The 19,532-nt window shown below is 75.6% G+C and carries 18 protein-coding genes; 8 read left to right on the forward strand and 10 right to left on the reverse strand.

What is annotated here, in order from left to right; genetic code table 11:
- Positions 1-26: 26 nt before the first annotated feature.
- The 4 genes from HDA31_RS11150 to HDA31_RS11165 all read right to left on the reverse strand — a co-directional run bounded on the left by HDA31_RS11150 (position 27) and on the right by HDA31_RS11165 (position 4,804).
- A complete protein-coding gene (locus tag HDA31_RS11150; RefSeq protein WP_178065007.1) occupies positions 27-1,061 on the reverse strand; it encodes an ABC transporter permease in 1,035 nt (344 codons plus the stop codon).
- Positions 1,058-2,443: an amidohydrolase family protein gene (locus HDA31_RS11155; protein ID WP_074473149.1), complete on the reverse strand. Its 1,386-nt coding sequence runs from the start codon at positions 2,441-2,443 to the stop codon at positions 1,058-1,060. The genes HDA31_RS11150 and HDA31_RS11155 overlap by 4 nt, the downstream gene beginning before the upstream one ends.
- 155 nt (positions 2,444-2,598) lie before the next feature.
- A complete protein-coding gene (locus HDA31_RS11160) occupies positions 2,599-3,252 on the reverse strand; it encodes a helix-turn-helix domain-containing protein (protein WP_178065008.1) in 654 nt (217 codons plus the stop codon).
- Between the two features lie 127 nt (positions 3,253-3,379).
- Entirely contained in the window at positions 3,380-4,804 is a 1,425-nt protein-coding gene (locus HDA31_RS11165) for a short-chain fatty acyl-CoA regulator family protein (protein WP_246383873.1), read from the reverse strand.
- Between the two features lie 198 nt (positions 4,805-5,002).
- Between HDA31_RS11165 and aceA the strand changes: the two genes are divergently transcribed.
- Positions 5,003-6,274, forward strand: a complete 1,272-nt coding sequence (aceA, locus tag HDA31_RS11170; RefSeq protein ID WP_178065009.1) for an isocitrate lyase — start codon at positions 5,003-5,005, stop codon at positions 6,272-6,274.
- Positions 6,271-7,881 carry a malate synthase A gene (gene aceB / locus HDA31_RS11175; RefSeq protein WP_178065010.1) on the forward strand — a complete coding sequence of 537 codons (1,611 nt, stop codon included), beginning with the start codon at positions 6,271-6,273 and terminating at the stop codon, positions 7,879-7,881. Before aceA ends, aceB begins: the two co-directional genes overlap by 4 nt.
- A 48-nt stretch (positions 7,882-7,929) precedes the next feature.
- Here the strand turns inward: aceB and HDA31_RS11180 are convergent, their stop codons facing one another.
- The 6 genes from HDA31_RS11180 to HDA31_RS11205 all read right to left on the reverse strand — a co-directional run bounded on the left by HDA31_RS11180 (position 7,930) and on the right by HDA31_RS11205 (position 14,224).
- Entirely contained in the window at positions 7,930-8,712 is a 783-nt protein-coding gene (locus tag HDA31_RS11180; RefSeq protein ID WP_074473153.1) for an IclR family transcriptional regulator, read from the reverse strand.
- A 223-nt stretch (positions 8,713-8,935) separates the two neighbouring features.
- Positions 8,936-9,706, reverse strand: a complete 771-nt coding sequence (locus HDA31_RS11185; RefSeq protein WP_246383875.1) for a CoA-transferase subunit beta — start codon at positions 9,704-9,706, stop codon at positions 8,936-8,938.
- Positions 9,703-10,521 carry a CoA transferase subunit A gene (locus HDA31_RS11190; RefSeq protein WP_178065011.1) on the reverse strand — a complete coding sequence of 273 codons (819 nt, stop codon included), beginning with the start codon at positions 10,519-10,521 and terminating at the stop codon, positions 9,703-9,705. Before HDA31_RS11190 ends, HDA31_RS11185 begins: the two co-directional genes overlap by 4 nt.
- 205 nt (positions 10,522-10,726) lie before the next feature.
- Entirely contained in the window at positions 10,727-11,560 is an 834-nt protein-coding gene (locus HDA31_RS11195) for a hypothetical protein (protein WP_178065012.1), read from the reverse strand.
- Complete coding sequence (locus HDA31_RS11200; protein WP_178065013.1) at positions 11,557-12,645, reverse strand: WxL protein peptidoglycan domain-containing protein; 1,089 nt, start codon at positions 12,643-12,645, stop codon at positions 11,557-11,559. Before HDA31_RS11200 ends, HDA31_RS11195 begins: the two co-directional genes overlap by 4 nt.
- A 67-nt stretch (positions 12,646-12,712) precedes the next feature.
- A complete protein-coding gene (locus tag HDA31_RS11205) occupies positions 12,713-14,224 on the reverse strand; it encodes an HtaA domain-containing protein (RefSeq protein ID WP_178065014.1) in 1,512 nt (503 codons plus the stop codon).
- 193 nt (positions 14,225-14,417) lie between these two features.
- Here HDA31_RS11205 and HDA31_RS11210 point away from each other — a divergent pair, with 193 nt between their 5' ends.
- From HDA31_RS11210 to HDA31_RS11235, 6 genes are read left to right on the forward strand one after another with little or no spacing between them, the layout of a single operon-like run.
- Positions 14,418-15,248 (forward strand): neocarzinostatin apoprotein domain-containing protein, encoded by an 831-nt coding sequence (locus tag HDA31_RS11210; protein ID WP_178065015.1) that lies wholly within the window; start codon positions 14,418-14,420, stop codon positions 15,246-15,248.
- Positions 15,245-16,387, forward strand: coding sequence for a heme/hemin ABC transporter substrate-binding protein (locus HDA31_RS11215; protein ID WP_246383877.1), 1,143 nt, complete (start codon positions 15,245-15,247; stop codon positions 16,385-16,387). Before HDA31_RS11210 ends, HDA31_RS11215 begins: the two co-directional genes overlap by 4 nt.
- Positions 16,384-17,481 (forward strand): FecCD family ABC transporter permease, encoded by a 1,098-nt coding sequence (locus HDA31_RS11220; RefSeq protein ID WP_219824899.1) that lies wholly within the window; start codon positions 16,384-16,386, stop codon positions 17,479-17,481. The genes HDA31_RS11215 and HDA31_RS11220 overlap by 4 nt, the downstream gene beginning before the upstream one ends.
- Positions 17,478-18,398 (forward strand): heme ABC transporter ATP-binding protein, encoded by a 921-nt coding sequence (locus tag HDA31_RS32170; RefSeq protein ID WP_246383879.1) that lies wholly within the window; start codon positions 17,478-17,480, stop codon positions 18,396-18,398. Before HDA31_RS11220 ends, HDA31_RS32170 begins: the two co-directional genes overlap by 4 nt.
- Entirely contained in the window at positions 18,399-19,106 is a 708-nt protein-coding gene (locus tag HDA31_RS32175) for a biliverdin-producing heme oxygenase (RefSeq protein ID WP_178065016.1), read from the forward strand. It begins immediately after the preceding gene.
- On the forward strand, positions 19,103-19,474 hold the full coding sequence (locus HDA31_RS11235; protein ID WP_246383882.1) for a DUF2470 domain-containing protein: 372 nt from the start codon (positions 19,103-19,105) through the stop codon (positions 19,472-19,474). Before HDA31_RS32175 ends, HDA31_RS11235 begins: the two co-directional genes overlap by 4 nt.
- Positions 19,475-19,532 lie beyond the last annotated feature (58 nt).

Consider the following 19,532-nt stretch of genomic DNA (forward strand, 5'->3'; position numbering starts at 1 on the left):
TCCGCGCGGCGGGTGGACCGGTCGGGTCAGGTGGGATTGCGGCGGATCGCCCGGCGGCGCAGCCGGGTGGCGATGCTGAGCTGCACCACGATGCCGAAGCCGATGATCACGGACTGCACGATGTTCTGCACGGCCGTGGTCTGGGTGTAGGTCTGGACGAGCTGGGTGAGCTGGCCGAGGAAGAGCGCGCCGAGCGCCGTTCCGGTGAGGCTGCCGCGCCCGCCGGTCAGCGCGGTGCCGCCGAGCACCACGGCGGCCACCGACGGCAGCAGGTAGGCGTCCCCGGCGGAGCTGGTGGTGGTGCGCAGGAACCCGGCGAGCAGGACGCCCGCGCCGCCGGCGAGCAGCGCGGACAGCGCGTACGCCGAGATCGTGTACCGGCGGGTGTTGATGCCGGCGGCGTGCGCGGCCAGCCGGTTGGCCCCGACGAGCTCGAAGCGCCGGCCCACGACGGTGCCCTTGAGCACGAGCTGCGCGGCCACGATGACGACGGCGGCCACCAGCACGAGGTGGGGCACGCCCAGCGTGCGCCCGACCGCGAACTCGGTGAGGGCCGGCGGCGCCTGGGCGCTGTAGCCGCCGGAGAGGAACTGGACCAGGCCGATCAGGACCGCGTTGACGGCGATGGTGACGACCAGCGGCGGCAGCCCGAAGGCCGTGACGACCAGGCCGCTGACCAGCCCGGCGAGCAGCGTCGCGGCCAGCGCCACGGCGATCGCGGTGCCGAGGCCCCACTGCGCGGCGTCGCCGTAGCGGGCCACCACGAGGGCGCCGAGGGAGATGCCGCCGGCCACCGACAGGTCGAGCCCGGCCTGCTGGACGACGAGGGTCTGCCCCACGGCGACGATCGCGGTGAGCGCCGCGAACGGCAGCATCGCCAGCAGGGCGGTGCGGCCGACGCTGGCGCCGGAGAGCACGGCGCTCACCGCGAACAGCACGACCACGGCCGCCGCCGCCCGGCTCGTCGGCCAGCCGAGCAGGCGGGGGCCGAGCGGGTCGGTCGCGCGCACCGCGACGGGCTGCGGCGCGGCGCCGGCGAGGGGCAGTCCGAGCAGGCTCATGCCAGGTTCAGCTTCGGTTCGGGCTGCCACCGGCCGCCGATCTCGGCGCCCGCCATCGAGCCGATCACGTGGTCGCGGGACGCCTCGGCGAGGGCCCGCAGCCGGTCGAGGTCGACGCCGACGAGCCTGCCGTCGCGCTTGACGAACCGGCCGTCGACGAGCACGTCGCGGACCAGCCCGGGGTGGGCGGCGTAGACGATGGTGCCGAACGGGTTGTTGACCGGCGTGGTGGCCAGCGTGTCGCCGGCCAGGACGACGATGTCGGCGGCCTTGCCGACCTCCAGCGAGCCGGTGACGTCGCCGAGGCCGTTGGCCCGCGCGCCCTCGATGGTGGCGAAGCGCAGCACGTCGGAGCAGGCGAGCTTCACCCGCTCGGGGGCCTCGCCGGCCTCGACGGCCGCGTGGTTGTCGGTGGCCCGCTGCACGGCCAGCGTCGTGCGCATCGTGGTGAACATGTCGCCGCCGATGGAGCTGCACACGTCGACCGAGAGCGAGGGCTGGACGCCCACCGCCAGCAGCCGGCCGGTCGCCGGCCAGCCGTGGCCCATCTGCATCTCCACGTCGGTGGCGACGGAGGCGCTGCCGCCGGTGTCGGCGATCAGCTTCAGCTCGTCCTCGGCGAGGGTGTTGCAGTGCACGTAGGTCGTGGTGGGGGCGAGCAGCCCGGCGGCGTTCATCCGATGGACCGGCCTGGTCTTGCCCCAGTGCCCGTCGCCGACGTGCACCGAGACGCGCAGGTCGAGTTCGCGGGCGAGCGCGAAGTCGGCGACGGTGACGTCCATCGTCGAGAACTGGGGGCCGCGCAGGGCCAGGCCCAGGGTGACCCGGCCGTCGTTGGCGGCGAACCGGCCGGAGCGCAGCCGGCGCACGTCGTCGGCCGGGTGCGGCACCGGCGACGGCATCACGCCGCCCCACTGCGGCGCGCCGCCGCCGTGCGAGAAGACGGCCCGCAGGCCGGCCTCCTCCAGGGCGTCGATCGCGGCGTCGGTGTGCTCCGGGGTGAAGAGGTTGTGCGACCAGTCGAGCAGGGTGGTCACGCCGGAGTCCAGGGCCTCCAGCGCGCCGAGCAGGTTGCCGGCGTAGGTGTCCTCCGGGCGGAAGTACCGGCTGAGGCCGGCGTGCAGGCCGACGAGGTACTGGTCGAGGGTCCAGTCCGAGGCGATGTTGCGGACGACGGACTGCCAGGTGTGCCGGTGGGTGTCGACCAGGCCGGGCATCACGATCCGGCCGCTGACGTCGATCCGCTCGGCGTCGGGGACGTCGAGGTCGCGGCCGATCGCGGCGATCCGTCCGTCCCGGACGAGGACGTCACCGGGCCACAGCACCTCGTTGGGGCCGGCGCAGGTGACGACGATTCCGCCGGCGAGAAGCAGGTTGGGCATGTAAGGGACCTCCACAGACGCCCGCAGGGGGGTGGTGTGTGTCCGATCCGGGGGTGCGGGACGGTGGATCGGCGGTCCCCATGATGCGATCGCCGTCACAGGCGTGTCAAGTCTTGTTTAACATCCTGTTGACGGACACTTATCGCGGTGGATCGCTACCGGGCCGGCGGGTCGCCGGGGCCGGGCTCCCGGTGCCGCAACACCAGCCACACGGCCCTCATGTCCACGCTCCCGTTGTTCTCGAACAGGTGCGGACGGGACGAATCGATCGTCAGGCTGTCGCCGGCCCCGAGGGTGACCTCCTCGAAGCCGACCTTGCAGGTCAGCTCGCCCTGCATGACGTGGGCGCACTCCAGGCCGCTGTGCCGCTGGTAGCGCCCCGAGTCGCTGGAGCTGGCCCCCGGCGGGTAGGTGACCAGCATGAACTCCACGCCGTCCTGCTCGTTGTGGCCGAGCTGCTCCCAGACGACGCCGGTCTCCATCTCGATGCGTCGCCGGTTGCCGGCCCGGACCACGAGCAGCTCGGAGCCGGTCGGCGCGGTGCCGCCGCCCCACGCGGGCGGCCCGGCCGTCGGCGCGGGGGGCTGTTCCGGGGGCGGCTGGGCGCCGGAGAAGAGCTCGTCCATCGACAGGTCCAGGGCCTCGACCACGGCGTAGAGCGTGGGGATCGAGGAGCGCGACCGGCCGTTCTCCAGCAGCGAGAGCATGCTCGCCGAGACGCCGACCTTCTCGGCGAGCGCGCGCAGGGACATCCCCCGGGCCTGCCGCGCGGCGCGGATCCGGCCGCCGACGGCGTCCAACTCGGTCACGTTGAGTGCCCCTTTACAACTCTCGAATCACGTTGAAGTGTGCTCATCTTACGGCCCGACGGGGGGACGCGGGGGCACCGGCCCGCCCCGACGGGCGTCCGCGGCCCGCGGCCCGCAGCCGGCCGGGTCAGCCCTTCAACGGGTACGGGATGAAGGTGCTGCGGTTCTCGTCCAGGTCCAGCCGGCCGGTGATCGGCGCGGCGGCGCGCTGCGGGCAGGTCATCCGCTCGCAGGTCTTGCAGCCGGGGCCGATCGACGTGGTCGCGTCGGCCGCGTACAGGTCGATCCCGGCGGAGTAGACGAGCCGCTCGGCGTGCCGGGCCTCGCAGCCCAGCCCGATCGCGTAGACCTTGCCCGGCTGGTTGTAGCCGCCGTGGTGCCGGGTGATGGTGCGGGCGATCCACAGGTAGCGCTGCCCGTCGGGCATCGCCGCGACCTGCACGACCACCCGGCCGGGCGCGCTGAACGCCTCGTAGACGTTCCACAGTGGGCAGGTGCCGCCGGTCAGCGAGAACGGGAAACCCGTGGCGGACTGCCGCTTGGACAGGTTGCCGGCCCGGTCGACCCGGACGAACGAGAACGGCACCCCCCGCGCGCGGGGCCGTTGCAGGGTGCTGAGCCGGTGGCAGACCGTCTCCCAGCCCATCGCGAAGTGCTGGGTGAGCAGGTCGATGTCGTAGCGGCGCTGCTCCGCCGCCGCCAGGAACCGCTCGTAGGGCAGGATCAGCGCGGCGGCGAAGTAGTTCGCCAGGCCGACCCGGGTGAGGATCTGCGTCTGCACGTCGTCGAAGCGCTCCTCCTCCACGATCTCGTCGATCACGTCGGCGAACTCCAGCAGCGCGATCTGCGCCGCCATCCGCATCGCCTCCTGCCCGGCCCGCAGCGACGTCGACAGGTGCAGGGTGCGGGTCTGCGGCCGGTAGCGGTGCAACTCGTCGCCGAGCAGGGTGGCGTCGTCGCGGCGCACCTGCACGCCGTGCCGCTCGGCGAGCCGGTCCTGCAACGCGGAGCGCACCTCGCCGCGGCGCAGCCCGATGGCCGCCGCCAGCCGCTCCGCCGCCTCGTCGAGGTCCGGCACGTAGTTCTGCCGCCGGTAGAAGAACTCGGTCACCCGGTCGTGCGGGCTGCGCCCGATCGTCTCCCGGTCGCCGAGCAGCTCGGCGAGCTGCTCGTCGGCCTGCCGGGAACGCCGGTGCAGGTCGAGGACGGCCTCGGCGACCTCCGGCAGCCGGGTCGCCAGCTCGGTGAGGTCGGCGACGCTCGGCCGCCCCGGGAGGGCCTCGCGTAGCCCGGCGACCAGCCGCGGCGTGTCCCGCGGGGCGAACACCGTCGGGTCGACGCCGAAGACCTCGGTGATCCGCATCAGCACCGGCACCGTCAGCGGTCGCGCGTCGTGCTCGATCTGGTTGAGATAGCTGGGGGAGATGTTGAGCAGGCGGGCCAGGTGCGACTGGCTCAGCGCGCGGTCCTCGCGCATCCGGCGCAGCCGGGCGCCCGCGAAGGTCTTGCTGATCGCGCTCACCTCCTCGTCGCTCTTTCGGCAGCCCAGCACCGTTGGCAGGCTGCAAATATAACCCTTCGCAACTTCGCAAGACGGGGCGCGAACTTCTCAGAACTTGGCTTCTTCCGCCCCTCGACCGTGCCGCCGACGCCGTGTGACCGTTGGCGGCACGCCGGACCGGCACCGCGGTCACGCCCCCCGGGCGGCACGACGGAGCGCCGGCGTCACGACAGCCGAGGAGACGACATCATGCAGAACGCCGTGGAGAAGTTGCGGACCGAGTGGGCGACCGACCCCCGCTGGCAGGGGGTGCGCCGCGGCTACCGCGCCGAGGACGTGGTGCGCCTGCGCGGGGCGATCCAGGAGGAGCACACCCTGGCCCGGCACGGGGCGCAGCGGCTGTGGCGGCTGCTGCACAGCGAGGACTACGTCCACGCCCTGGGCGCGCTCACCGGCAACCAGGCCGTGCAGATGGTCCGGGCCGGGCTGAAGGCGATCTACCTCTCCGGCTGGCAGGTGGCCGCCGACGCCAACCTCGCCGGGCACACCTACCCCGACCAGAGCCTCTACCCCGCCAACTCGGTGCCCGCCGTGGTGCGCCGGATCAACAACGCCCTGCTGCGCGCCGCCCAGATCACCACCGCCGAGGGCGACGAGGACGGCACCGACTGGCTGGCCCCGATCGTCGCCGACGCAGAGGCCGGCTTCGGCGGGCCGCTCAACGCGTACGAGCTGATGACCGCCATGATCGCGGCCGGCGCGGCGGGCGTGCACTGGGAGGACCAGCTCGCCGCCGAGAAGAAGTGCGGCCACCTCGGCGGCAAGGTGCTCGTCCCCACCGGGGCGCACGTCCGCACCCTCGAGGCGGCGCGGCTCGCCGCCGACGTCGCCGGCGTGCCGTCGGTGGTCATCGCCCGCACCGACGCCCAGGCCGCCACGCTGCTGACCACCGACGTCGACGAGCGCGACCGGCCCTTCGTCACCGGCGAGCGCACCGCCGAGGGCTTCTACCGGGTGCGCAACGGCATCGAGCCGTGCATCGCCCGGGGCCTGGCCTACGCCCCGCACGCCGACCTGCTCTGGATGGAGACCTCCACCCCGGACCTGGAGACCGCCCGGCGCTTCGCCGAGGCGATCAAGGCGGAGCACCCGGACCAGCTCCTCGCCTACAACTGCTCGCCGTCGTTCAACTGGCGCAAGCACCTCGACGACGCCACCATCGCCAAGTTCCAGCGGGAACTCGGCCACATGGGCTACAAGTTCCAGTTCATCACCCTGGCCGGCTTCCACGCCCTCAACTACTCGATGTTCGACCTGGCCCGCGGCTACGCCGCCGACGGCATGCCCGCCTACGTGTCGTTGCAGGAGCGGGAGTTCGCCGCCGAGCCGGCCGGCTACACCGCCGTCAAGCACCAGCGCGAGGTCGGCACCGGATACTTCGACCTGATCAGCACCGTGCTCAACCCGGCCGCCGAGACCACCGCCCTGCGCGGTTCCACCGAGGAGGAGCAGTTCGCATGAGATACGAGATCATCGGTCCGCTGGCCGACCGGTTCGACGAGGTCCTCACCCCGGCGGCGCTGGAGTTCCTGGTCGAGCTGGACAGCGAGTTCGCCGCCCGCCGGGTGGCCCTGCTCGACACCCGCCGCGCCCGCCGGGACCGGTACGCCACCGGCCAGCTCCCCGACTTCCTTCCCGAGACCGCCGCGATCCGCGCCGACCCGACCTGGCGGGTGGCCCCGCCCGCGCCCGGCCTGCTCGACCGGCGGGTCGAGATCACCGGACCGCCCGACCGCAAGATGACCGTCAACGCGCTCAACTCCGGGGCACGGGTGTGGCTCGCCGACTTCGAGGACGCCACCTCGCCGACCTGGCGCAACGTCGTCGCCGGCCAGCTCAACCTGATCGACGCCCTGGACCGGCGCATCGACTTCACCGACGCGCGCGGCAGGCGCTACGCCCTTGGCGACGAGCTGGCCACGATCGTCGTGCGGCCGCGCGGCTGGCACCTCGTGGAGAAGGGCATCGCGGTGGACGGGCGGCCCATCTCGGCCAGCCTGGTCGACTTCGGGCTCTACCTGTTCCACTGCGCGCGGCGGCAGCTCGACGCGGGCGCGGGACCCTACTTCTACCTGCCGAAGCTGGAGAGCCACCACGAGGCGCGGCTGTGGAACGACGTCTTCGTCTTCGCCCAGCAGCGCCTGGGCCTGCCGCGCGGCACCATCCGGGCCACCACCCTCATCGAGACGATCACCGCCGCCTTCGAGATGGAGGAGATCCTCTACGAGCTGCGCGAGCACTCGGCGGGCCTGAACGCCGGGCGGTGGGACTACATCTTCAGCGTGATCAGGAACTTCGGGCAGTGGCCGGACTTCGTCCTGCCCGACCGGGCCGAGGTCACCATGACGGTGCCGTTCATGCGGGCGTACACCGAGCTGCTCGTGGCCACCTGCCACCGGCGGGGCGCGCACGCGATCGGGGGGATGGCCGCGTTCGTCCCCAGCCGGGACCCGCAGGTCAACGACGTGGCCCTGCACCGGGTGCGGGCGGACAAGCGGCGCGAGGCCGGCGACGGCTTCGACGGCTCGTGGGTCGCCCACCCGGGGCTGGTCGCCACCTGCCGGGAGGAGTTCGACGCGGTGCTCGGCGAGCGCCCGCATCAGCTCGACCGGCTCCGGGACGACGTCAACGTCGCCGCCGCCGACCTGCTCGCCGTCGACAAGACCCCCGGCCAGGTCACCGCCGCGGGGGTGCGCGCCAACATCGCGGTCGCGCTGCGCTACATCGACGCGTGGCTCGGCGGCGCCGGGGCGGTCGCCCTGTGGAACCTGATGGAGGACGCGGCGACCGCCGAGATCGCCCGCTGCCAGGTGTGGCAGTGGCTGCACCACGGCACCCCGCTGGCCGACGGCGGCTGCGTCACCGACGAGCTGGTCCGGAGCATCCTCGCGCAGGAGCTGGCCGAGCTGGTGACGGGGCGCGGGGCCGCCGACCGGGAGCGCGCCGAGCGGGCCGCCCGCGTCGTCGAGGACACCGCGTTCGGCGAGGACCTGCCGGCGTTCTTCACCACCGGCGCGTACGCCCGGCACCTAGGCCCGGGCCGCCTGCCCGCGGTGCCGGCGCGCTGAGCCGGACCATCCGCCGCCGACGCGGTGGCGGGCCGGTCCGGCGCCGGTTCACCGGCCCGGACCGGCCGCCAGGTCCTCCTCGACGCGCTGCGCGGTGGCCAGCAGGGGCGGCAGCAGCTCCGTGCGGATCGTCTCGAACGAGCCGCGGCTGGCGTGCGCGGAGACGTTGATCGCGGCGACCACCGACCCGTTGTCCGCGCGGATCGGCGCGGCCAGCGAGCGCAGCCCCTCCTCCAGCTCCTGGTCGACGATCGCGTAGCCCTGCGCGGCGATCGTGGTCAGGGCGGCGCGCAGCCGGGCCGGGTCGGTGACGGTGTGCCGGGTCAACGGCCGCAGCCGCGCCGTGGCGAGGTAGTCGTCCAGCCAGTCGGCGGGCTGCGCGGCGAGCAGCACCCGCCCCATCGACGTCGCGTACGCGGGGAACCGGCTGCCGACGCTGATCCCCACCGTCATGATCCGCCTGGTGGCGACGCGGGCGACGTAGACCACCTCGCCGCCGTCGAGGACCGACACCGAGCAGGACTCGCGCACCTGCGCGGCCAGCGCCTCCAGGTGCGGCCGGGCGACCTCCGGCAGGCTCAGGCCCGACAGGTAGGCGTAGCCGAGGTCGAGCACGCGCGGGCGCAGCGAGAACAGCCGGCCGTCGGTGTGCACGTAGCCCAGCTCGACCAGGGTGAGCAGGAAGCGCCGGGCGGCGGCCCGGGTCAGCCCGGTGGCCCGCGCCACCTCGCTCAGGGTGAGCCGGGGGTGCTCGGCGTCGAACGCGCGGATCACGGCCAGGCCGCGCTCCAGCGACTGGACGAACTCCCCGGATCGCGCCGCGTCGGTCACTCGGTCTCCTGCCGCAGGTCTCCCGGGGTGGCCTGAGCGCCCGGTCACCGTCGGTGGCCAGCGTAGCCGCGCCGCCCGCCACGGCAGGCACCGGTGCCCCCGCGCCTCGCGCGGCCGCGCCGGCGGGGGCCGGTCGTCCCGTCCCGCCTACGCGCCGCCGGCCGGCCGTCGCCGTGGCGGCCGACGGGGGTGCGGACGGCGGCGCGAATGTGCACGTCACGGGTCAGGTCGTCGCCCTCGACGTGGCCCGCAGGGCCCGCAGCGCGGCGAGCTCGGCGGGGGTGGGCGGCTCGTTGGTGGTCAGCCCGTCGGCGACGGCGAGCGGCCAGCCGGTTGCCGCCCGGGCCTGCGCGACGGTGACGCCGGGGTGCAGCCGGGTGAGGGTCAGCTCGCGGGTGGCCGGGTCGGGTTCGAGGACGCCGAGGTCGGTGATCACCGTGCGGGGGCCGCCGCCGCGCAGCCCGAGCCGGGCCCGGTCGTCCGGCCCCGCGCCGTAGCCGACCGAGGTGACGAAGTCGACGCGGTCGGTGAACGTGCGCCTGCTCTGCCGGACGATGACGACCACCTCGCCGCAGGACGCGGCGATCTCCGGTGCGCCGCCGGCGCCGGGCAGGCGGACCGACGGTTCGGCGTAGGAGCCGCCGATGACCGTGGTGTTGAGGTTGCCGTGGCGGTCGAGCTGGGCCGCGCCGAGGAACCCGACGTCGATGCGGCCGGGCTGGAGCCAGTAGTTGAACACCTCCGGCACGGAGACGACCGCGTCGGCGGTGTCGGCGAGGACGCCGTCGCCGATGGACAGCGGCAGCCGGTCGGGCTTCGCGCCGAGGCAGCCCGACTCGTAGACCAGCACGAGGCCGGGGGCGTGGGTGACGCGGGCCAGGTTCGCGGCGGTGCTGGGCAGGCCGATGCCGACGAAGCAGACGGTGCCGTCGCGTAGCTGCCGGGCGGCGGCGACCGTCATCATCTCGTCGGCCGACCAGTCCGCCGCGCTCACGCCGGCACCTCCGTCGCCAGCACGTGCCGGGCGATCCAGGCCCGGAAGGCGTCGCGGTCCCGGCTGATCGCGTCCCAGTCGCGGTAGAAGTCGTTGTCGCGGACCGAGTAACCCTGGGTGTACGACGGGTGCGCGCCCCCGGGCACCCGGGCCACCGCCGTGACCGCCCAGCCGGGCAGGACGACCTGCCCCGGCACCGGCGTCAGCTCGTCGACGAGCTCCTCGACGGTGACCAGGGACCGGCGCGCGGCCAGCACGGCCTCCTTCTGCACGCCGGTGATGCCCCACAGCTGCACGTTGCCGGCCCGGTCGGCGCGCTGGGCGTGCACCACGGTCACGTCGGGGCGCAGCGCGGGCAGCGCGGTGAGCGTCTCGCCGGTGAACGGGCAGTCGACGGTGCGGACGGTGGCGGTGTGCCGGGGCAGGTCGGTGCCGGTGTAGCCGCGCAGGACGGCGAACGGCAGGCCGGAGGCGCCCGCGACGTAGCGGTTGGCCATTCCCGCATGGCTGTGCTCCTCCAGCTCCAGGGGCGCGGGCCAGGAGTGCTGCACGGCGTCGCGGAAGCGGTGCAGCGAGCCCACCCCCGGGTTGCCGCCCCAGGAGAAGACGAGGCGGCTGGCGCAGCCGGCCCCGATGAGCTGGTCGTAGATGACGTCCGGGGTCATCCGCACCAGGGTCAGGCCGCGCCGCCCCTGCCGGATGATCTCGTGACCGGCGGCGAACGGGATGAGGTGGGTGAACCCCTCCAGGGCCACCACGTCCCCGTCGTGCACCAGCTCCGCGATCCCGTCGGCCAGCGAGACGATCTTCGCCATCGGCCTCCCGCCTTCTGTGCCGTCGTGGCGTCCGCGCCGGCGTTCGGAATGCGGACGGGTGTGCCCATCTCGAACGTAGTGCGCGGCGGCGTCGGCCGTCAACGGGGCCGCGGCGCCGCGCCGGGCGGGCGGCCGGTCACCTCCCGACCGCGTAGGCAAGCGGCGAGCGGCGCGGTCGGCACGACCTCCGAGCTGCGGAAACGGGTCACCGGGCCGGTGCCCGACGGCCCCGTCGGGCGAGCAGCAGCGCCGCCGTGAGGACCGCCGCGGCCACCGGCAGGCCCCAGGGCCGCCGGGCGGCCTCCACCGTGAACGCGACCGGGCGGCCGGGCACCTCGATCCGACCGTCGATCTCGTACCGGCCGTACGGGGCCGCGCCCGTGGGCACCGTGACCCGGTAGTCGCGGGTCGCCCCGGCGGCGACGGTGCCGACCGCCGGGGCGGCCACGATGGTCCGGGCTCGCCCCGGGGGCCCGACCAGCAGCGTGAACGGCGGGTCGGTCACGTCCTCGGTGCCGGGGTTGCGCAGGGTGAACCCCAGCGCCAGCTCGCCCGGCAGGCCGAACCAGCCGCGTGGCCCGGACCGGTCGTCGGCGCGCACCGACTCCAGGGTCAGCGCGGCCGGGACGCCCGGCGCGGCGGGCGGCGCGTCCACCCCGGCCAGCGGCAGGGCGGCGGTGGCGGCGGCCGTGCCGGTCGGCGTCCGGACGCGCAGCACGCAGGGGCACGCCACCGGCGGGGCGGCCAGCAGCACCGGCAGCCGGGCGCGACCGGACGGCGGCACCTGGGCGTGCGTGGCGTCGCCCGTCGCGCAGTCCAGCGCCCCGCGCCGGGCGGCGTTGCCGCACACCTCGGCCTGCGCCGTGCCGGCGGGCCAGCCGTCGAGGTCGACCAGCACCCGCTGCCCGACCCGCAGCGGCCCGGCGGGCACGGTGACGCCGGGCCCGCCCTCGGCCGCCCCGGCCGCGGTGGGTGCCAGCGCCAGGGCCAGGGCCACGGCTGCGGCCAGCGGGGCGCCGGCGCGGGTCCGGGCGGTCATGCCGTCGCCGGCCCGGCGTCCACCGTGGCCGGTCCGCCGTCCACGGTGGGCCGCGCATCGTCCGCCGTGGTCCGCCCGCCGTCGCCGGGGGCGCGGCGACGCCACCACCGCAGCCCGCCCCAGCCGCCCGCGACCGCGAGTAGCGCCAGCGGCACCCACGGCGGGGCCCACACCCCGGCGGAGCGCAGCACCGGCGGCAGCGCGGTGTCCGTGGTGGCCGCCGCGAGGTCGACCTCGGCGGTCAGCCGCAGCAGCGGGGGCACGCCGGTGATCCGCTCGGTGACGGTGACGGTGCCGCCGGGCAGCAGCTCCGGCAGGTCGGTGGGGGAGGTGCGGGCCTGCTCCCAGCCGAACGGCCCGGCGACGGTCACCGCGCCGCTGCCGGTGACCCGGACGTTGCCGGTGTTGCGTACCCGGTAGCGGACCACGAGGTCGCCGCCGGCGAACGGGTCGACCGGGTTGGCGTAGGAGACGTCGACCGACTCGACGGTGACGGCGGGGCGCACCGGGCCGTCGACCCGCAGGTGGACCCGGGCGGCGAGGCGCTGGTCGACCAGGACCCGCTGCCCGTCGGCGGTGGTCCGGGCGCGGGCGACCGAGCCGATCACCCCGCCCGTGTGGTCGCCCGGGGTGGCGTCGGCCGGCACGGCGAGGCGGAACGGGATGTCGACCCGTTTGCCGGGCGGGACCGTCCAGGCCCGCCGTTCGAACCGGATCCACGAGCCCACGTCGGTGGCGGGCTGATCGGCCGGCAGCAGGGCGAACGCCCCGTCGGCGGAGGTGTAGGCGTCGGTGCCGTACACGTCGAAGGTGAGCGGGCGGTCGCCGAGGTTGGTGATGCCGACGTGGTCGGTCAGGGTGCTGCCCGGGGCCAGGTCGTAGATGAAGTAGTTGCGCCCGGTGGGTCCCTTCGCGCTGGACGGCTGCACGGACCAGCGGGCCGCGCCGGTCCGGTCGGCGGCGTCGGCGTCGACGCCGGGCGACGGGGCGGGCGCGGCGTCGGCCGGCGCGGGCAGGGCCGTCGCCGCGAGCAGCGCGGCGGCGAGCGCGACGCTCGCCCGGGACAGGGCGGTGGGCAGGGGCATGCCGGGCTCCGCAGGTGGTCGGGCCGGTGGGACGGGCGCGGAGCCCGCCCCACCGGTGGTGCCGTGATCAGGAGAGGGTGAGCGTCAGGACCGCGGTGTAGTCGCCCGCCGGGGCGGACGCCGGGATCCCGAGGTTGAGCTGGGCGCCGCAGCCGAAGGTGCCGTTGCTCGCGCCGCTGGCCGAGGTGCACAGCGCGCGCGCCGTGCCCAGGCCGGCACCGGGCGCGGCGGCCGCGCCCGGGGTGACCACGCCGGGCGTGCCGGCGAGGCCGTCGGTGACGACGGACGCGTTCGGCACCCAGCCGAGGTTGTCCGCGTCGATGCTGCCGCCGCCGGCCGAGGCGAAGTCGGAGACCTGCCCGACCAGGCTCCAGCCGGCGTTGGTGCCGCGCAGGTCGGCCACCGTGGCGGTGTTCAGCGCCCCGCTGGTGACCTGCCCGTTGCTGACCGCCGGCAGCGCGACCGTGGAGCCGGCCACGCCGAGGGTCAGCGCGCCGCCGGTGACGGTGGCGGTGATCTGCTGGTCGGCGTCGCCTCCGCCGCCGACCGGGGCGCTGCGGAACGTCACCGGGGTGAAGGTGTCCTGGCTCCGGTCGGCCGAGCCGCGGGCGGCGAAGGTGATCACGTAGCACTGCACCCGCGTGCAGTCGACCTGTGCGCCGGTGCGGTCGGTGTAGACCGCGCTGATCGGCAGGGTGGTGCGGAACGTGCCGTCGGCGTGGAGCCGGTCGCGGGCCTCCGTCGGCTCGTTCGTCTTGCTCACCCACTTGGTGACCTGGAGGACGCCGGCGTTCGTCCAGTGCTCGTCGACCTTCGGACCGAAGGAGACGTAGATGCCGGCCGCCCCGTTGGCCTCGGGGTCGAAGCCGCTGCCCTCGACCGTGATCGTCGCCCCGGCCGGGTCGACGCCGGTGGACGGGGCGACGGCGACCGCCGGGCCGGCCGGCTCGCCGCCGCCACCCGTGGAGAAGGTGAACGACAGCGGGTCGAGCGCGGCGCCGGCGGCGTAGAAGCCGTTGAACGCGCTGGCGCCCTCGGCGGTCAACGTCGCCGCCAGGCCGGTCGCGGTCACCGTGCCGCCGCTGCCACCGGGGTTGCCGTCGGTGACGGCGATGGTGGCGATGGTGGCCTGGCGGACCGAGACCGGCTCGGTGGCGGTGGTGGCCAGGTCGACGTCCGCCTTCAGCGCGGCGGTGCCGCCGGAGACGGCGACCGTCGGGTTGGCCAGGGTGATGGTGAACATGTGCGCCGGGTACGAGAAGACGACAGTCCCGCCGTACCTGGCGTCGATGGCGCCGGTGCCGGCGTCGTACGTGCCGCCCTTCGCCGGGAAGGTGAAGGTGCCGTCGGCGTTGATGCTGGCTCCGTTGCTCGCCGCGATCGGCGGGTTGCCGTTGCCGGTGTTGACGTAGCTGCGGAACGACGCCTTGAAGCCCCAGGTGAGGCTGCCGGTGCTGATGTCGGCCCCGGCCGCCGAGGCGGGGGTGACGCCGACGAGGGCGGCCGAGGCGCCGAGGAGGGCGACCGCGGCCCACCGCAGCGAACGCCACCGGCCGGCACCGGTTCTGGATCGGACCATGCTGTTCCTTTCTCACGCCCAATACGGACAGTGGTTGAGGTTAGGCAAACCTAACTGCTGCGGCACAGGGGCGACGGGTTGAAGATCTTGACCCGAAGAACCCCTTGTGAACTGCGAATCCATCGCTTAGGTTAGGCAAACCTTAGTCACGGTCGGTGTGTCAACCGACCTGATCCGTCATGTGGGGAGCCTGATGCGAGCACTGCGTCGCGCCGTCCTGACCGCAGCACTGATCACCCTCGGTGTCGCCGCCGGCGCGGCACCGGCCCACGCCGGCACCGGGCGAGGGAGCGGCGGCCAGGCGCTCACCGTCACGCCCAGCGGCGGCGTCGCCCGCTCGGGCGCGAGCGTCACCGTCTCCGGCACCGGGTACGACGTCACCAAGGGCATCTACGTCGCCTACTGCGTGGACAACGGGGCCGGCGTCGCGCCCAGCCCGTGCGGTGGCGGGGCCGACACCACCGGGAGCACCGGCGCCTCGCACTGGATCTCGTCCAACCCACCGTCCTACGGGGAGGGACTGGCGAAGCCCTACGGCACGGGCGGGTCGTTCCGGGTCACGCTCACCGTCGGCACCCGCATCGGCGACGTGGACTGCACCGTCCGCCGGTGCGTGGTGGCCACCCGCGCCGACCACACCCGCCCCGCCGACCGGTCCCAGGACGTCCGGGTGCCGATCACCTTCGCCGCGGCGGCCACCCCGGCCCGGTCCAGCGCCGCCCCGGCCACCACCGGGGCCGCCGGCCCGGGCGGCGCCGGACCCACCGCGCGCACCACCACCACCGCGCCGCCCGCCGCCACGGCCGCCGCCCCGGGCACCGCCGCGCCCGCCGGCAGCGCGGCACCGGTCCCCACCGGCACCGGCGGTGCCGTCGCCGCGGGCACCGACCCCGCCGCCCAGGTCACCCGGGTCAGCGCCGCCTCCGGAATCGGCGGCTGGTGGCTCGCCGCGCTGGCCCTGCCCCTGCTCGGGCTGACGCTGCTCGCCGGCCTGCGCCGACGCCGGCGGAGGGCCGCCCCGTGACCCACCCCGCGACCCACCGGGCGTCGACCCGCCGCCCCGTGACCGACCGGGCGTCGACCCGCCCCGTGACCCGCCGGGCGTCGACCCGGCGCGCCCTGACCCGGCGGGCCGGGTCGCCCGGCCGGGGCCGCGCGCTGCTGGCCGTCCTGCTGCTGCTCGCCGGCGCCCTGGCCGGCTGCGCCGGCGCGCCGCCCGCCGGCGGGACGACCCCGTCGGCCACCTCCTGCGGCCCGGTCACCGCCGCCCTGCCCGACACCGACGTCACCCCGCTCGACCCCGCGCCGGCCCCGGCCCTGCCGGTCACCGTCGCCTCCGCCGACGGCGTCGCCACCACGGTCACCGACGCGACGCGGATCCTGCCGGTCAACCTCTACGGCTCGATCGCCGAGATCGTGTTCAGCCTCGGACTCGGCGGCAACGTCGTCGGCCGGGACACCTCCACCACCTTCCCGGCCGCCGCGCGCCTGCCCGTGGTCACCCCCGCCGGGCACGACCTGTCCGCCGAGGCGGTGCTCGCCCTCGCCCCCACCGTGATCCTCGCCGACGACAGCATCGGTCCACCCGAGACGCTGCGCCAGCTACGGGCCGCCGGCATCCCCGTCGTCCTCGTCGCCGCCGAGCAGACCCTCGACGCCGTGCCCGCGCACGTGCGGGCGATCGCCGCCGCGCTCGGCGTCGGCGAGGCCGGCGAGCGGCTCGTCGCCCGGGTCCGGGGGGAGATCGCCGCCGCCCGCGACGGCGTGCCCGACGGCGCGTCGCCCCGCGTCGCCTTCCTCTACCTGCGCGGCACCGCCGGGGTCTACCTCATCGGCGGCCGGGGCGCCGGCTCCGACGCGATGATCGAGGCGGCCGGCGGGGTGGACGCCGGCACCGCGATCGGCCTGGCGAAGTTCCGGCCGCTGACCAGCGAGGGCCTGATCAACGCCGCCCCCGACGTGATCCTGGTGATGAGCGGCGGGCTGGCGTCCGTCGGCGGCGTCGACGGCCTGCTCAGGCTCCCCGGGGTGGCGCAGACCCCCGCCGGGGCCGCCCGCCGGATCGTCGACATGGACGACGGCGTCCTGCTCACCTTCGGCACCCGCTCCGGCCGGGTCGTGCGGGCGCTGGCCGCCGCGCTGCACTGCCGGGGCCGGTCGTGACCGCCACCGACACCCCACCGGCCACCGTGGAGGCCGCAGCCGGCCGCGCCCGCGGACGCCGGCCCCGGCGCGGGGCGCTCCTGCTCGCCGGGCTCACCGCCGGCCTGCTGCTGGCCGCCCTGTTCGCCGCCGGCCGGGGGCAGGTGGCGATCGCCCCGGCGGAGGTGCTCGGCTCGGTGCTGCACCGGCTCGGCCTCGACGTCGGCCCCCGCCCGGCCGCCGCGCACGGCGAGAGCGCGTTGTGGCTCGTCCGCTTTCCGCGGGTGGCGCTCGCCGCCGTGGTCGGCGCGGCGCTCGGCTGCTCCGGGGCGGTGATGCAGGGCGTCTTCGGCAACCCGCTGGCCGAGCCCGGCGTCATCGGCGTGTCCGCGGGCGCGGCCCTCGGAGCGGCCCTGGCGATCGTCACCGGCGTCACCGTCCTCGGCGGCTGGACGGTGCCGGCCGCCGCGTTCGCCGGCGGGCTCGTCACCACCTGGCTGGTCTACGCGCTCGCCCGCTCCGGCGGCCGGACCGAGGTGGTCACCCTCGTGCTCACCGGCGTCGCCGTCAACGCCGTCGCCGGCGCCGCGATCGGGCTGCTGATGTTCGTCGCCGACGAGTCCGGCGTGCAGGCCATCGCGTTCTGGAACCTCGGCAGCCTCGCCCAGGCGAACTGGTCGGCCGTCGGGCTGGCCGCACCCTGCCTCGCGGTCGGCCTGGTGGCCGCCCTCGCCGACGCCCGCCGGCTCGACCTGCTCGCCCTCGGCGAGCCGGCGGCCCGGCACCTCGGCGTCGACGTGGAGCGGCTGCGCGTCCGGATGATCGTGGTCACCGCCCTGCTCGGCGCGGCGGCGGTCGCCTTCACCGGCATCATCAGCTTCATCGGCCTGGTCGTGCCGCACCTGGTCCGGATGGTCGCCGGCCCCGGGCACCGGCTGCTGCTGCCGGCCAGCGCGCTCGGCGGCGCGATCGTGGTCATCGCCGCCGACCTCGCCGCCCGGACCCTCGTCGACTACCAGGAACTGCCGCTGGGCGTGCTCTCCGCGGTCGTGGGCGGGCCCGCGTTCTTCTGGCTGCTGCGGCGCACGCGGGACCGCGCGGGGGGCTGGGCGTGACCGGCCGGGGCACGCCGACCCCCTCCGGCGGCGCAGCCGTCCCGCGCGGGCGGGCCCGGTTGCGCCTGCTCGGCCGGCGGGCGGCAGCGCAGCCGCCGGCCCCGGCGACGCCGGGCAGCGTCCGGATCCGGGCCGCCGGGCTGCGGGTCGAACGCGCCGGCCGGCCGGTGCTCGACGGCGTCGACCTCGCCGTCCGCGCCGGTGAGGTGCACGCCCTGGTCGGCCCCAACGGTGCGGGCAAGTCGACCCTGCTGGCCGCCGTCAGCGGCGACCTGCCGGCCACGACCGGGAGCGTGGAGGTCGACGGCCGTCCCCTCGGCGGGTGGTCGGCCGTGGAGCTCGCGATGCGCCGGGCGGTGCTGACCCAGCGGCACACGCTGAGCTTCCCGTTCGCCGTGGTCGACGTCGTCCGGATGGGGCGCGCGCCCTGGGTCGGGCGGCCCGAGCAGGCGCACGACGACGCGGTCGTCGCCGAGAGCATGCGGCGCTGCGACGTGGTCCGGTTCGCCGCCCGGCCGTTCCCCACCCTCTCCGGCGGCGAGCAGGCCCGCGCGGCGCTGGCCCGGGCGCTGGCGCAGCGGGCCGGTGTGCTGCTGCTCGACGAGCCGACCGCCGCCCTCGACCTGCGCCACCAGGAGCTGGTCATGCGGATCGCCCGCGACCGTGCCGAGGCCGGGGACGCCGTCGTGGTGGTGCTGCACGACCTCGCCCTGGCCGGGGCGTACGCCGACCGGATGACCCTGCTCGCCGACGGGCGGGTCCGGGCCACCGGCGCGCCGGCCACCGTCCTGACCGCACCGCTGCTCAGCGAGGTCTACCGGCACGACGTCGAGGTCGTGCCGCACCCGCGTACCCGCCTGCCGCTGGTCGTGCCCCGCCGTCGGGGCCCGGCCCACCGCACCGTTCCGGAGGAATAGATGAGCACAGCACCCGTCCCGTTCTCGGCCCGGTTGCGGGCCGCCAGCCAGGGCGCCCACGCCGCCGCCGAGGGCCAGCACTACGTCACGGCGCTGGTCGCCGGGCACGTGGACCTCGCCGGCTACGTCGACCTCGTGGTGCAGCACCACGCCCTCTACCAGGCGTTGGAGTCGGCTGCCGAGGCGATGCGCGACGACCCGCTCGCCGGGCCGTTCGTCGACGACGCGTTGACCCGGCTGCCCGCGCTGGAGGCGGACCTGACCCACCTGGTCGGGCCGGACTGGGCGCGGCGGAGCGCACCGCACGCGGCGACGCTGGCCTACGCCGACCGGATCCGCGCCGTCGCCACCACCTCCCCGGAGCGCTTCGTCGCCCACCACTACACCCGCTACCTCGGCGACCTCTCCGGCGGCCGGCACATCGGCCGGGCCGTCGCCCGGCGGTACGGGCTGAGCGCGCAGGCGGGGGCCGCCTTCTACGCGTTCGACCGGATCACCCGGCCGAAGGCGTACAAGGACGCCTACCGGGCACGGCTGGACGCCCTGCCGCTCGACCCGGCGGCCGAGGCCGCCCTGCTGGAGGAGGTGCTGCTGGCGTACCGGCACAACACGGCGGTCTTCGCCGCGCTGGCCCGGCACGTGCCCGACGCCGTCGCCGGCGCCGACGCCGGGGCGACGGAGGCCGTGGCGACGGAGGCCGTGGCGTGACCGGGCAGCCGCACCGGCCGGCGTCCCACGATGCCGGGCAGCCGTTCGACGCCGACACCGTGCGCGCGGTCTGCGGGCACATGAACGCCGACCACGCCGACGACTCGCTGCTGATCTGCCGCGCCCTCGGCGGCTGCCCGAACGCCACCCGGGCGCGGGCGACGGGGCTGGACGCCGACGGCATGGACTTCGCCGTCGCCGTCGACGGCATCGAGGTGCCGGTGCGGATCCCGTTCGCCCGGCGGATCAGCGAACGGGCCGAGATCCGGCGGGAGGTGGTCCGGATGCACGAGCAGGCGTGCGACGCGTTCGGCCTGCCGCCCCGTTCGGCTGAGAGAAACACCAGGTCAAGGCCGGGTCTCAAGTGATGTTACTGATCGGTAAGTCATTGACGGAAGGTGAACGGCGGTCCTAGCGTTCCTCTTG

It is taken from the genome of Micromonospora carbonacea, assembly GCF_014205165.1.
Classification (GTDB): domain Bacteria; phylum Actinomycetota; class Actinomycetes; order Mycobacteriales; family Micromonosporaceae; genus Micromonospora; species Micromonospora carbonacea.